This is a genomic window from Stenotrophomonas sp. YJH_SMC_105-26 (genome assembly GCF_059368915.1).
Genome location: NZ_JCAFSD010000005.1, coordinates 289,610 through 302,200, shown reverse-complemented (window position 1 = coordinate 302,200; position 12,591 = coordinate 289,610). Strand labels below are relative to the sequence as shown.

16 protein-coding genes are annotated in these 12,591 nt (G+C 64.9%); 11 read left to right on the top strand and 5 right to left on the bottom strand.

Annotated elements, in window-relative coordinates; translation table 11 throughout:
* From AC5P7F_RS14365 to AC5P7F_RS14335, 7 genes are all read left to right on the top strand, one after another.
* Positions 1–518: type IV secretion system protein (locus AC5P7F_RS14365; protein WP_495205419.1), on the top strand; the 518-nt coding region annotated here is incomplete at its 5' end.
* Between the two features lie 9 nt (positions 519–527).
* A complete protein-coding gene (locus tag AC5P7F_RS14360) occupies positions 528–1,061 on the top strand; it encodes a DUF4189 domain-containing protein (RefSeq protein ID WP_322546879.1) in 534 nt (177 codons plus the stop codon).
* 204 nt (positions 1,062–1,265) lie between these two features.
* Positions 1,266–1,496: a hypothetical protein gene (locus tag AC5P7F_RS14355; RefSeq protein ID WP_495205418.1), complete on the top strand. Its 231-nt coding sequence runs from the start codon at positions 1,266–1,268 to the stop codon at positions 1,494–1,496.
* Positions 1,493–2,491, top strand: a complete 999-nt coding sequence (locus AC5P7F_RS14350; protein ID WP_310760800.1) for a hypothetical protein — start codon at positions 1,493–1,495, stop codon at positions 2,489–2,491. Before AC5P7F_RS14355 ends, AC5P7F_RS14350 begins: the two co-directional genes overlap by 4 nt.
* Positions 2,492–2,981: 490 nt before the next feature.
* Positions 2,982–3,518, top strand: a complete 537-nt coding sequence (locus AC5P7F_RS14345; protein ID WP_014647568.1) for a hypothetical protein — start codon at positions 2,982–2,984, stop codon at positions 3,516–3,518.
* 57 nt (positions 3,519–3,575) lie between these two features.
* Positions 3,576–4,583, top strand: a complete 1,008-nt coding sequence (locus AC5P7F_RS14340; RefSeq protein WP_164077851.1) for an XVIPCD domain-containing protein — start codon at positions 3,576–3,578, stop codon at positions 4,581–4,583.
* A gap of 96 nt (positions 4,584–4,679) precedes the next feature.
* Positions 4,680–5,948: a hypothetical protein gene (locus AC5P7F_RS14335; protein ID WP_414615783.1), complete on the top strand. Its 1,269-nt coding sequence runs from the start codon at positions 4,680–4,682 to the stop codon at positions 5,946–5,948.
* A 52-nt stretch (positions 5,949–6,000) separates the two neighbouring features.
* On the opposite strand, the gene AC5P7F_RS14330 is transcribed toward AC5P7F_RS14335, so the two are convergent.
* From AC5P7F_RS14330 to AC5P7F_RS14320, 3 genes are read right to left on the bottom strand one after another with little or no spacing between them, the layout of a single operon-like run.
* Positions 6,001–7,329 (bottom strand): XVIPCD domain-containing protein, encoded by a 1,329-nt coding sequence (locus tag AC5P7F_RS14330; RefSeq protein ID WP_164077849.1) that lies wholly within the window; start codon positions 7,327–7,329, stop codon positions 6,001–6,003.
* Positions 7,326–7,979 (bottom strand): hypothetical protein, encoded by a 654-nt coding sequence (locus AC5P7F_RS14325; RefSeq protein ID WP_046431299.1) that lies wholly within the window; start codon positions 7,977–7,979, stop codon positions 7,326–7,328. The genes AC5P7F_RS14330 and AC5P7F_RS14325 overlap by 4 nt, the downstream gene beginning before the upstream one ends.
* A gap of 43 nt (positions 7,980–8,022) precedes the next feature.
* On the bottom strand, positions 8,023–8,679 hold the full coding sequence (locus AC5P7F_RS14320) for a hypothetical protein (RefSeq protein ID WP_014647563.1): 657 nt from the start codon (positions 8,677–8,679) through the stop codon (positions 8,023–8,025).
* A gap of 258 nt (positions 8,680–8,937) precedes the next feature.
* Between AC5P7F_RS14320 and AC5P7F_RS14315 the strand changes: the two genes are divergently transcribed.
* Entirely contained in the window at positions 8,938–9,444 is a 507-nt protein-coding gene (locus AC5P7F_RS14315) for a GNAT family N-acetyltransferase (protein ID WP_041863578.1), read from the top strand.
* A gap of 33 nt (positions 9,445–9,477) precedes the next feature.
* Here AC5P7F_RS14315 and AC5P7F_RS14310 read toward each other — a convergent pair whose 3' ends face one another.
* Positions 9,478–9,915: an acetyltransferase gene (locus tag AC5P7F_RS14310; RefSeq protein ID WP_164077848.1), complete on the bottom strand. Its 438-nt coding sequence runs from the start codon at positions 9,913–9,915 to the stop codon at positions 9,478–9,480.
* A 68-nt stretch (positions 9,916–9,983) separates the two neighbouring features.
* On the bottom strand, positions 9,984–10,751 hold the full coding sequence (locus tag AC5P7F_RS14305) for an NAD(P)H-dependent oxidoreductase (RefSeq protein WP_164077847.1): 768 nt from the start codon (positions 10,749–10,751) through the stop codon (positions 9,984–9,986).
* 78 nt (positions 10,752–10,829) lie between these two features.
* On the opposite strand from AC5P7F_RS14305, the gene AC5P7F_RS14300 reads away from it, so the two are divergent.
* The 3 genes from AC5P7F_RS14300 (at position 10,830) to orn (ending at position 12,437) form a co-directional block, all read left to right on the top strand.
* Complete coding sequence (locus tag AC5P7F_RS14300; protein ID WP_164077846.1) at positions 10,830–11,189, top strand: winged helix-turn-helix transcriptional regulator; 360 nt, start codon at positions 10,830–10,832, stop codon at positions 11,187–11,189.
* 75 nt (positions 11,190–11,264) lie between these two features.
* Positions 11,265–11,789, top strand: coding sequence for a tRNA adenosine(34) deaminase TadA (gene tadA, locus AC5P7F_RS14295; RefSeq protein WP_014647558.1), 525 nt, complete (start codon positions 11,265–11,267; stop codon positions 11,787–11,789).
* A 75-nt stretch (positions 11,790–11,864) separates the two neighbouring features.
* Positions 11,865–12,437 (top strand): oligoribonuclease, encoded by a 573-nt coding sequence (gene orn / locus AC5P7F_RS14290; RefSeq protein ID WP_014647557.1) that lies wholly within the window; start codon positions 11,865–11,867, stop codon positions 12,435–12,437.
* Positions 12,438–12,591: the final 154 nt, after the last annotated feature.

Sequence of the window (12,591 nt, the reverse complement as noted above, 5' to 3'; positions counted from 1 at the left end):
TGTTCGACCAGACCAAGCAGCTGTTCCAGCGATGGCTGTTCTACGGCATCGGCACGATGTTCTCGATGGCGGTACTGGCAGCGATGGTATCGATCGCGCTGGACATGGTGATCCGTGTCCCGACCGCGTTCTGGTCCACCGCCCTGGTCAACAAGTTCCTGCTCGAAGGCGCCTCCAGCGACGGCATGACCAGCCAGGCGATGCAGCAGGGCGGCATGGGATTGATCCTGACGACCTTGATTCTGACTGCGCCCCCAATGGCAGCGATGTTCTTCCAGGGCACGCTGGGTAGCTTCATGGCATATTCGCAGATAGGTGGCAGCCCGGTTGCTGCTGCGCCGGGACCTAATGGACAGCCGCCGGGTAGTTACTACACGCCGGATAAGCCTTCGACGAGCGGTGGCAGTCAATCGGGCGGTTCGACTTCAGCTGGGAGTAATGTCGTAGTCACGGGCAGTAACTCCACAGTCGGGTCAGGAAATTCTGATACTGGCCGTAAAGGCTTAGCTTCACATTAGGAGCCGGAAATGAAGTCAATTCGTGTCTATTCAGTTGCAGTACTCCTTCTGGGTATGGGAGTCATTGCCAGCCTGCCACAGACGGCCAGTGCGGAAGGAAGATGTCCTCCCGGTCAGTATCCAATTGGTGGTCAGGGAGTGGGTGGCTGCGCCCCCATTCCGGGAGGTAACACTGGAACGGTATCGGCGGCGCCAGTTGCAACGGGGCGCTGGATCAAAACTTGGGGCGCCATCGCTTTGGCCAAGGGCGGGGACGTAGGAGTAGCTGTTGGTAAACGAAAGAAGCGAGACGCAGCTTCTGAATCGCTTGCCAATTGTGGACAGCGTGGGGCAACGGATTGCAAGGTTGTGTTGGCGTTCAATAATCAATGCGCTGCATTCGTATCACCCAGTGACGCAAGGTTTGGTGGCTCTACGTTTGCGCGTGCGGCTTCTGTCGATGCTGCGAGCAAGATGGCTGTGGATGCTTGCGTGAGACAGGGAAGTAACGGTTGCAAGGTCATTTATTCCGGGTGCACCGAGCCAGAGTTTGAGAAATTCTGATTTAGGTTTCGGCTGCTGCTATGGTCGGAAACGACAAGTAGCCGGGATTTGCAGATCGAAGAGCGCCTGTCGTCGATACACGGGGCTACGTCAAACGTCGACTGCATGAATCATCTGAGTGATTCCCGACTTCAGCAGGACAAGGCTCGGGTCATTCGATTAATCGCCCCCGGCACGGGAGGCCCAGCAGTGACTGTGAGTTCAATGTCGCTGCTGTTCAACGAACCAAGCAGCTTCCCACGATGGCTGTTCTACGGCGTTGGAACCATGTTCTCCATGGCGGTGCTGGCGGTGATGGTCTCGATCGCGCTGGACATGGTGATCCGCGTGTCTGCCTCGTTCTGGATGACGGCGCTTGTGAACAAGTCCCCGCTCATGGGCGCGTCCAGTGACGGTATGACCAGTCAGGCCATGCAGCAGGGCGGCATGGATTGATCCTGACGACCTTGATTCTGACAGCGCCCCCAATGGCGGCCATGTTCTTCCAGGGCATGCTGGGTGGCTTCGTGGCATATTCGCAGATAGGTGGCAGCCCTGCGGCGGCGCCTGGTCCGAATGGGCAGCCGCCGGGCAGCTATACACCTGCGCAGACGACAAATGCGGCAGAGCAGAACGCGTACCTGAAGCAGTTGCGCCGCAGGAAGCCGGCGAAGCCCGGTGACCCAGTTGCGGGTCCGGAGCCGGTGTACGAAATCCAGGTCAATTCCGTCTACGAGAACGCGACCAAACCGAATCGACTGGTCAGAAAGTACTGGGTGAACTGTTCACAGAACAGCGTGGCCATCAGGACGAGTCTGATCCAGTGGCGCGATCGGCCAATGGAGAACGTCCCACCGGAAAAATTCGAACCGCGAGCCGAGGCGATTGCTCCCTGGCAGGTGCAACTGGTGCGGTTTGCCTGTCTAGTTGGGCCTGATCCCAAGGCCAAGGTACCAGCGGAAATGATGAAGCGTGGCTTCCTTTCCATCGGTGACGTCGGGCAATCGCCTGTGGATTTCATCTGGGCCAGCCTGTGGAAGGACAGCAAACGTCCAGCATTCACCTATCTGCCGAGCGACGCTGAAATGGATCGTACTGTGCGTGGCCTGGAAGCGGCTGTGGCGCGCGGCCAGAGTGAAACCAGCAAAGCTCTGGATGAGTCGCGGCGCGCAGCCAACCGGGTGGGTCGTAACAATCTCATGGACCTGTGGATCGGCAAGACAGAGCAGGAATTCGTGCGGACGTGGGGCCCACCGGATCGTGTGGAGAACGGGGCCGATGGTTCGCGCACGTTGTACCTGCATCGTGGCGAGCGTGTGCAGGGATTGAATGCTTATGGGCATGTCGTCAGTGACGTAAACAATCGATGCGATATCACGGTGCTGACGACGGACGGCTACGTCCGCGACTACGCCACACAGGGGGCCGCATGCGCCCAGCAGTTGCGCTGAGCGCGATTGCTGGCCACGACGCGAGGAAGCATGGCTTGTGCTGGGTCCCGCACCCGTCGACTTAAGCGGCGTAGGCTTTCCGTGCAACATCGCCCCGGCCGGACCAGACCGTATGTGGGAATGCGAGCCATACCTGCGGTGCCATCCACCGCGTGTCTGATTGTCGGATAAGCCACCATTCACGTTAACCGCGCTGTTTCTGTGATCAAGTGCGCTTTTCATCCCAAGCACCCTTCGACGAGCGCTGCCTCCTCGAAGTAAGCTGCGTGCGCGTCAAAATCCCGACGCGCCGGTGCCATCCAACACAGGAGCTTTTCCGTCCATGAGGACTGTGTCCCCCCGCGGTGCGGGTGACGCTTGCCACCATCGCGGTTGCCGTGGGCTCGGGGCTATCATCCGCCATGGCGGCCGCAGGGCACGTGCGAGGCATCGCCCCGTTTCCGGCCTCCGCTCGGGAACTGGCAAGACGGGATTGAAGGAGTTGCAGGGGATGGAGAAGGGGAGTGGCACGCACATGGACAATGCCCTGGCGTTCGTTCCGTCCGGCGCGAACCTGCTGGAAGCCGTACGCGGCGATCTGACCGGTAATGGTTTCCAGGACCAGCTCCTGGTGATCGACCAACCTCCTCCGGAGGGCTTGCTGCCCGGCGAGCACGGACCGAACCGGGTCCTGTTGTTGCTGCTGGGCGATGCCACGGGCCGCTGGCAGCTGGCGGCACGCAACGACAAGCTGGTGCCGTGCTCAACGCGCGGTGGCATTGCCGGTGATCCCTTCGCCTACGTGACGATTGAAGACGGCGCGTTCAGCGTGATCACCAACGGCGGGAGCCGCGAACGCTGGAGCAGCATCTACACCTTCCGGTATGCACCTGCCGAGCAGGCGTGCTGGGTGCATGGCGTGCAGCGCAAGGTGGTGGACACCGAAACCGAAGCAACCCACACGCGCGATTTCTCCGCGGCCGAGCTTGGCCGGGTGCGGTTCGAGGATTTCGATCCGTCCGTCGTCGCCGACGTCAGCTTGCCTTGAGTGCCATGCCTGTGAGGAGGCGGGAGTATCCAACGATGATCGAGCAGGAGTTTCACCGTGTCGCAGGATAGGGAGTCGTTGCTGTTGCGGCAGGCCACGGAGGCCGGCATGACTTCGTCCCGGGAACTGGCCAACTTCATGGCGCAGGCCGGGCATGAATCCCGTGGCTTGAGCCGTCTCAACGAGAGTTTCAACTTCACCCGGGGCATCTCGCAGATCCCGGTGGAAGCAGCGTGGCGCAATGGCAATGGCGCGCTTGAGAACGCCCGCCAGGAGGCGCTGCGTGGGCGGCCGGAGAACCTGGCCGAACTGATGTATGGCGGGCGCATGGGCAATGACGCGCCCGGTGATGCACTGAAGTATCACGGCCGTGGCTATCTGCCGCTGGTCGGCAAGGAGAATTACGAGCGTGCCGGCAAGGCGCTGGACCTGGACCTGGTGAATCAGCCGGAGCTGGCCGCGCAACCCGAGCACGCAGGCCGTATTGCCGTGTGGCAGTGGCAGACGCGGGTGCCGGAAGCGGCGCGCGAGGACGTGCGCGAAGCGACGCGTGCCCTGAATGGCGCGCTCAACGGCATCGAAGCCCGCCAGCAGCGTTTTGACGTGTGGCAGCAGAAGCTGACCCCCGATGTGATGGCGCGCCTGGAGCGTGGCGAAGTGGGGGCGCCTGCCCAGCCCACAACGGGACGCGACATGTCGCAACCGGGCGAGCCGGGATACACGCTGTTCTCGGGAGCGCGCCAGCACCTGCAGCAGATGGGGCCGCAAAGCGGTCTGCGCAGCGTGCAGGAACTGGACAATGCCGCCGGCGCACTGGCGCTGAGCGCGCAGAAGGCGGGGATGTCGCGCATCGATCATCTCCTGGCGGGTAATCACGGTCGCACGCTGTTTGCTGTACAGGGCGCGCTGGGCGATCCGGCCATGCTGCGCGCATCGGTCGATCGCGAACAGGCGGCGCAGCAGCCGCTGGCGCAGAGCAGCCAGCAATTGGCTGCCAATGTCGCCCAGCAGGACCCGGCGGCCGCGCTCGCCCGCGAGCAGGAGCAGCGTTCTCGATCCCTGTAACACCGATGCCGGCGGGCAGGGTGCCCGCTGGCGCTTCATGTACGACGCGTGGCGCCCTGTGGCGCCGACATGGAAACCCACCCGTAAGGACACCACATGCGAATCGTTCCCCCGAATGCCCGCCACGCCGCTGCCCGCTGCAATGCACCCGTGCGTCGCCTGCCGCCGCTCTGGCTGCTGTCACTTGGACTTGCCGCAGCGTCGGCACAGGCTCAGGAGGCAGCGGCGCCCGTCGTGGAGACGCGCCCCGCTGCCGAGGCTACCGTTGAGGCGCCTGCAGGGGCGGCGCCCGTTGCAGCGCCCGCGGCGGCCGACGCCGTTGTCGCGGCGCCGGCTCCCGAAGTACCGGCTGCCGCGACACCCCCTGCGACACCGGTGGTGGACACGCAGCTGGCGCCGGCTGCGGACCCGGCGCCTGCGCCCGTTCCGCCCGCAGCGGCGGCGCCTGTGGCTGCACCGCCTACAGTCGTCGAATCAGCGGTCCCGGCGGTAGCGCCGGCACCGCCTGCATTGGCCATCGTGCCGTTGCCGCCCGAGCAGGCGACCGAGCGTGCGCTCGGTGCCCGCTGCCCGGTGGATCTGGCCGGGCGGCTGGCGAGCCAGGGCGACCTGCTGATCGGCGCCTGCCAGGGCACCATGCCGGCGCATCTGGCCGCGCTGCTGGTCGCGCTGCCCGAACAGGACATCCACCTGCCGCGCGGTTGGCGCGAGCGTGAGGTGCGGCAGAAGGCCTGGTTCAAGGCCGTGCCGGGCTATGGCCAGCGCCCGGACTTCATCGTGCGGATGGGCGACATCTGGGTGCGCTCGTTGGAAGGGCGCGACGCCGACAGCACGTTCTACCTGGTGTCGGCGCCGTTCACCTGCAGCGACCAGGTCGCCAACCGTGATGAGTACGGCGCGGAGCCGGTCCGCGTGCCAGCGGGTGATTGCCGCGAGGCCTATGTGGGCCAGCGTGTGTACCAGGTCCGCGGGGACGCGGCGCCGAGGGATGTGACCGCCGATGCCATGCCTGTCATGCCGCAGCAGACGGAAGCTGATCGTGCGCGGCAGCTGTCGCGTGAGGGACGGATCAGCCTGGACCATAGCAAGTTGCAGTACGGCCCGGCCATGCGCTGGTTCGTGCAGTATCCGGAGTCGGCGCAGAAGGGTGGTCCGCGCGTCTACAGTGACTGGAACCGTGAGCACATCGCGTTCGTGGTCTGGACCGCTGATCGCTTCGAGCTGCGCGAGAAGGTTGCGCGGGCGCAGTGGCCCTGTGATCCGGTAGCACCTGGCGATCGCGCCTGTGGTGGATTCCCGGATTCCGGGCCGGATCTGTTCGTGACGGCCGGAGGAGCCGTGCCAATGGCGGCCTCCAGTCCCTGAGCCGGAGTGCCGAAGGGTGCGGGAGCCGGGGTGAGTGGCTCCCGCGCCGCCATCAGGCCTGCAGACTGCGGGTCTGATGCTGCTGCTGTTCCAGCTGCTGGTCGCGCTCCAGTGCAAGGCGCTGACCTGCGGCCTGCTGGTCGATGCGCTGGCTGCTCTGTTCCAGCGGTGTGTTCATCGCCACCGCCGTATCCACTGACACGCGAAGGTGGGCCGGGTCACCGCCCTGGCCCTGCACGGCGAAGCTGCGCGAGGCATCGGCATTCATGACCACCTCGTCGATGCGCTTGCCGCCCGCCGCATGCATTTCGGCGGCCAGGCTGCCGGCCAGTTGCGTGCTCATTACGTCTGGTACCCGGCCGACGCGGACGTCCTGCGCGTGCACGCCACGGATCGCGTCGTTGAACAGTGGGTTGCCCACGTGGTTGGCATCGTCCATGCGCAGCATGCTGGTGTGATGGCCGTTCTTCTCCGCTTCGCGGCGTGCCGGCTCACCGGGCTGCAGCGGGCCGCGGATATGGTCGTACAGATCGACCGCGCCGCCCGGAATGCCGCGCGCCGCGCGGGTGACACCACGGCGCAGTGATTCAACGTCGTCGCGGTACTCCTCGATCATCCTGGCGTTGTCTTTTGCCAGCTTCTGCGTTTCCGGGTGTTTCAGCACCGAGCCGTCGCCGAGGAAGTTGCCCAGCTTGTGCGCGCCGAACGAGCTGCCTGCTGCGACGAGCGGGCTGTCCGGGATAAGGGCGCGCAACGAGTGATTGCTGAAGCCGTTTGCGGCGAGTGTCTTGATCTCATCCGGCTTGGCGTAGATGCGCACTTGGCCGAAGTGCGGCGAGGCAGAGCTGACCGGATCGGAGGCCATGACATGGTTGATCATGGTGTTGCCGCCTTCCGGGATGCGGTAGCTGAGGCTGACCGCGCCATAGGCGTTGAAGGTCTCGCCCTTGACGTTGAAATGGTGCGAGGTGATCTGGGCCAGAGCGCCACCGAGGGAGTGACCGGTGACGGTGACCTGGGGGGCATGTCCGCCATTCAAGCGTCCCTGCAATGCGGCAGTTTCGAGTGTTCGCTGTGTCAACGCGATCGCGTCCGGCGCCTGCACATTGGTGCGCGCAACCACCATGCCGCCATCGGTCAGAATCGCGTCGCGAGCTATCTGCTCGGTGCCACGATGCGCAATGACGATCTCTTTGCTGTCTACGCGCTGATAGACGGTCCCTTGATAGCCGTTGAGACGATTATTGACATGCTCAAGAATCTTGTACTCATGGCCGTTTAAGGTGACTTTCTCTTCTTGGCCGGGTTCACGTCGGCCGACGGCCCGATCCTTGTAGGCGTCATCAGATAACGCAGCGTAATCCTGGGAGGTGATGGTCACGGCGCCACCTCACTTGCGGAGAGGGTGATCGTAAACAGCTTGTCCTGAAGATCAGGGGCGTAATTGCTGCGATCGGGTTCGCCACTGGCGGGGAAATTGGGAACGCGATCTGCCTTCGGATAGACCAGATCCGGATAGTAGAGCGTATGCGCGCCACCTTCGGTCAGTGGCTTGGCGTCAACGAAGGTTAGGAAGCGGGTCTCTTCTTCAGCGCCCGTTGCCTTCAACATCGCCCCAGCGCCAGTGAACTCCCAACGGCACACGCCGCGGCCGTAGTAGTCTTCATCCAGCATGCGATCCACATACAGCGTGCCGCGGTACTCGCCATCAGCGACCTTGCGCAGCTCCACCGGTTCCTGGCTGGTAATCCGTGCGGCCGTGCCGGTGGCCGGCTCGATATAGCCACACTGGTCTTCGTTGGTGACGTCGTACTGCGCGACACCTTCGACCACCGCGAAATCGCCCGGGGCGTCCTTCAGGCGCAGCACCAGTTCATAGGCCTTGCGCGGGCTGGGGTTGAGCTTGGCGAGGCCGCGCCCACCCTGGGCGACATCGGCTTCAGCAGCGGCACGTTCCTGGTTCATGGCGGTCTCCGGATGGCAGGCGGTCAACAGAAGCAGAGCAAGGCACGGAATCATCTTGTGGCGCAATGTCGGCCTCCTGGTGTGTAGGGGGAAATGTGGCGCTGGCAGCTCATGGCGCGAGCGTCCGCACAGTGGTTGTGGTCGAGAACAGCGCGTCGCGCAGTTCCTCCTTGTAGGCCGACGGATCTTCTTTGCCGCTGGCAGGGAAGTTGGCAGCGAGCTCGGCGCGGGGATAAGCAGTCTTCGGATAGTAGAGAGTCAACGGCGATCCCGCGTCCATGCGCTTCTTGTCGATGAACGTCAGGAATCGCGTATCAGCTTCGCCGGTCGTGGCACGCAACATCGCGCCAACGCCGGTCAGCGTCCAGTGGCACGTACCGCGATCGTAATAGTCCTGGTCCTGCATGCGGTCGAGGTAGAACGTACCGCGGTATTCGTTCTCGCCCGTCCTGCGCAGTTCCACCGGTTCCTGGCTGGTGATGCGGCTGGCCGTGCCGGTGGACCAGATGACCCTCCCGCAGTCTCCGTAGTTGCTCACGTCATACTGGGCCACGCCCTCAACAACCGCGAACGGGCCCGGTGCATCCTTCACTGTCAGCACCAGTTCATAGGCCTGCTTCGGCGCCGGGTTGAGTTTGGCCAGGCCGCGTCCACCCGCGGCGACGTCGCGCTCTGCATCGGCGTAGGGCGAGCATGCCGCCAGCAGGACGAGGGCGAGCACTGCCAGCAGCGGCCGTCCCCTGTGTGCGAGGTGCGCTACACCCATGGCCCGATCCTGCATCGTGCGTCCATGTCCGTCTATCCTTCCTGGGTGGCAGGTTTCTCGATTATGGAACGTGCCGGGAGCCCTGTGCCACCCTTGGAGACGGATTTTTGACGCTCCCGGGGCGCGCCGCCGGCAGATCGCTTGCCGCACAGGGCATCCGATCGTCGCGTTGGCTCTGACGCCGACGCAGGTTCGCAGCTGAATCCGTGACCGGAATCGATCATTCACATGTCCATCACTTCATCAAAGGTGTTGTCCTTGAACTGCACGATCCGCCCTGAAACCCGCGAAGACCACGCGGTCATCCATGCACTCACCGAGGCGGCCTTCCGCGAAGCCCCGCACAGCAGCCACACCGAGCAGTTCATTGTGGATGCGCTGCGTTCGCGTGGAGAGCTGAGTCTTTCGCTGGTCGCCGAGAAGGACGGACAGGTCGTCGGGCACATCGCGCTGTCGCCGGTGACGATCAGCGATGGCAGCACCGGCTGGTTCGGCCTCGGGCCAATCTCGGTGCTGCCGGACTGGCAGGGGCAGGGCATCGGTGCGGCGCTGATGCACGCGGCGCTCGGCGCGTTGCGTGAGCAGAACGCGCAGGGCTGTGTATTGCTGGGGGAGCCCGCCTATTACGGTCGATTCGGATTCCGCGCCGAGCCGGGCCTGGTGCTGCCGGGTGTGCCGCCAGAGTACTTCCAGGCGCTGTGCCTGCGGCCACCGATGGCGCAGGGAGAGGTGCAGTACTCGCCGGCATTCGAGGCCACGGCCTGATGATCGGGGCGGGCCTCGAACATCCGTCGAATGTCAGCCGTTGTACCGGAGATGGATCAGGGGATACGGGCGGCCCTGCGAATCCAGCGGTGAACGTCCGGTTTCGACGAAGCCCATGCGCTGGTAGAAGCCGACGGCCTGCGCGTTCTGTTCGTTGACGTCGGTACTCAGCTGCGGATGCAGGGCCAGCGCGTGCTGCAGCAACTGCCGGCCGATACCGGTGCCGCGTACGTCCGGATCGATGAACAGCGCTTCCATGTGCGTGCCGTCGATCAGCATGAAGCCAAGGGGGCGGTCCTGAGCGTCGACGGCCACGGTCATCGCAGCCTGCGGCAGGAAGCCGGCGACTTCGGCATCGATGGCCTGGCGGTCGTCGGCGCTGAGGAAGTTGTGGGTGGCGTCGACGGCGCGGCGCCAGAGGTCGACGAGGGCGGCGCCGTCGTCGGCGCGCGAGGGACGGAGGGTGGTCATGGGTTCACCAAGGTGCTTGCAAAGAGCGCGTAGTATGGCGCGTCCCGACCCAGCGCGCAGGCGTGGATTCATCCGCTGTTGCGATGGCGGATGAAGGGGCTGTAGGCAGTGGCCTCCGCGCGCAGCACCACGCCATCCTCGAAATCGCCGCTGTCGTTGAAGGGCACGGTGGGCCACCGCGGCCATTGCGCCAGGCGTTCGCGGTAGTAGTGGGTTGCTGCAGCCAATGCCTCGTCGTGTGCCTGCACGCGCTCCGCTGCCAGCCCGGAACGCACGCCATGCACCAGATGCGGCTCCAGCACGTCGAAGCCGACGTAGCGCAGGCTGTACATCAAGGGCCACAGCAACAACCGGGTATCTCCCTCGCGGCCGTCGACGGCGCAGGCCCGTGCCGATGAGCCGGTGGTGACGCTCAGCAACGCACGCTTGCCGCGCATCGCGCCGTGCTCGTGGCGCAGGCGGCTGTTGTACATCGGCCCGTAGACCAGCACGCGATCCAGCCAGCCCTTGAGGATTGCCGGCGGCGCGAACCACCACAGCGGGAACTGCAGGATGACCAGATCCGCGGCCTGCAGCAGCTGCAGATGGCGCTGCACATCGGCGGGCAGCCGGCCCTGTTCGGCGCCGTGGCGTTGTTCGCGCTGGGCATCGAAACGGCCGGGCTGCAAGCGACTTGAATGATGGCGGGCCGCTTCCAGCGGATCGAAGCCCTCTGCATACAGGTCGACCACGTCCACCTGCAGCGCGTCATGCCGCAGCTGTTCGGCGGCCTGTGCGGCCAGGTGGGCGTTGAACGAGCGGGGTTCGGGATGGGCAAGCAGGATGAGGGCGCGCATGGGGCGAGGTGTTGGTGGAGTGTGCGACCATCCTCGCGATGCCGGAGTGCCCCGGCAATTACGCACCTTGAGGTAACCATGGCCTACCCGGGCGATGTCTATGCCGCCGATTGCTCGGCACGCGATGCGCTGGCGCTGATCTCCGGCAAGTGGGTGATGCTGCTGTTGCCGGCGCTGGCGCAGGGCCCGCAACGCAATGGCGCGCTGCTGAGGAAGATCGAAGGCATCTCGCAGAAGGTGTTGACCCAGACCCTGCGGCAGCTGGAGCGCAACGGCCTGGTCGAGCGGTGTGATCTGGGCAGCAAGCCGCTGCATGTCGAGTACCGGTTGACCGAGGTTGCACGCAGCCTGGTAGACACCTTGACCGCGTTGGACCGTTGGGCCGAGCACAATTTCCCGGCGCTGGACGCCGCCCGCGAGCGCTTCGACACGCGTTAGCGGCGCCTGCACGGCCGCGGGCGTACAATGCGGCCCCGGCGGCCATCCTGGCCCTGCAGACACGCGAGAACCGCCATGACCGACGCCCTGGGTGTACCGGTGCACGACGCCGATGAACACTGGATGCGCCATGCGCTGGCGCTGGCCGAGCGTGCGCAGCGCGAGTACGACGAGATCCCCGTTGGTGCGGTACTGGTGGGCGCCGATGGCCAGCTGCTGGGCGAGGGCTGGAACCTCAACATCGCCTCGCACGATCCCAGTGCGCATGCCGAGATCGTGGCCATGCGGGCCGGTGGCACGCGGCTGGCCAATCATCGGCTGCTCGGCAGCACCCTGTACGTGACCCTGGAACCGTGCGCGATGTGCGCGATGGCCATCGTGCATGCACGCGTTGCCCGCCTGGTCTACGGCGCCAGCGACCCCAAGACCGGCGCCTGCGGCAGCGTGTTCGACCTGCTGGGCGATGCCCGCCACAACCACCGGGTGGAGATCCACGGTGGGGTGCTGGCCAAGGAGGCCAGCATGCGCCTGACCAATTATTTCCGTGCCAAGCGTGGCAAGCCGCCGCTGCTGCTGGAAGACCATGCCGGCGAGGCCTGAGGGGGCGAACCGGTATGATGGGCGCCTCTTTCCATCACCGGCAGGCCGCGCGCCTGCCCAGCAACGAGGCGACACATGGCGGACAACGGCGCGGCCAACGAGCGACTGATCTGGATCGACCTGGAAATGACCGGGTTGGATACCGACAACGATTCGATCATCGAGATCGCCACCGTGGTCACCGATGCCCAGCTCAACGTGCTGGCCGAAGGGCCGGAATTCGCCATCCACCACCCGCTGGAAACGCTGGAAGCGATGGACGAGTGGAACCGCAACCAGCATCGCCGCTCGGGCCTGTGGCAGCGCGTGGTGGACAGCACCACCACCCTGGGCCAGGCCGAGGCGCAGACGGTGAACTTCCTGGCGCAGTGGATCCCGGCCGGCCTGTCGCCGATGTGCGGCAACTCGATCTGCCAGGATCGCCGCTTCCTGCACCGCCAGATGCCGCGACTGGAGAAGTACTTCCACTACCGCAACCTGGACGTGTCCACGGTGAAGGAACTGGCCAAGCGCTGGGCGCCGAGCGTGGCCGCCGGCGTCGGCAAGAACAGCAACCACACCGCGCTGAGCGACGTGCACGATTCGATCGCTGAGCTGCGCCACTACCGCCAGTTCATGGGCGCGCTGTCGGGGCTGCCGGTTGCCTGAACAACGACGCCGGGCATGGCCCGGCGCTATCGGATGACACGCCAACGGGTAGTGGCGGCCGCTGGCCGGCAAGGCGCCGGGGTCGGATCCCTTTCCTGCGGAAAGGGCTCTGACCCCTCTGTCGTACCCCGCGACGAACCGTTCAACTTCCTGG

Coding starts and splice junctions, on each gene's coding strand:
- AC5P7F_RS14300 (WP_164077846.1), top strand. CDS start 10,830: ATGGCCTACCCGGGCGATGTCTATGCCGCCGATTGCTCGGCACGCGAT.
- AC5P7F_RS14360 (WP_322546879.1), top strand. CDS start 528: ATGAAGTCAATTCGTGTCTATTCAGTTGCAGTACTCCTTCTGGGTATG.
- AC5P7F_RS14345 (WP_014647568.1), top strand. CDS start 2,982: ATGGAGAAGGGGAGTGGCACGCACATGGACAATGCCCTGGCGTTCGTT.
- tadA (WP_014647558.1), top strand. CDS start 11,265: ATGACCGACGCCCTGGGTGTACCGGTGCACGACGCCGATGAACACTGG.
- AC5P7F_RS14305 (WP_164077847.1), bottom strand. CDS start 10,751: ATGCGCGCCCTCATCCTGCTTGCCCATCCCGAACCCCGCTCGTTCAAC.
- AC5P7F_RS14355 (WP_495205418.1), top strand. CDS start 1,266: ATGTCGCTGCTGTTCAACGAACCAAGCAGCTTCCCACGATGGCTGTTC.
- AC5P7F_RS14320 (WP_014647563.1), bottom strand. CDS start 8,679: ATGGGTGTAGCGCACCTCGCACACAGGGGACGGCCGCTGCTGGCAGTG.
- AC5P7F_RS14310 (WP_164077848.1), bottom strand. CDS start 9,915: ATGACCACCCTCCGTCCCTCGCGCGCCGACGACGGCGCCGCCCTCGTC.
- orn (WP_014647557.1), top strand. CDS start 11,865: ATGGCGGACAACGGCGCGGCCAACGAGCGACTGATCTGGATCGACCTG.
- AC5P7F_RS14335 (WP_414615783.1), top strand. CDS start 4,680: ATGCGAATCGTTCCCCCGAATGCCCGCCACGCCGCTGCCCGCTGCAAT.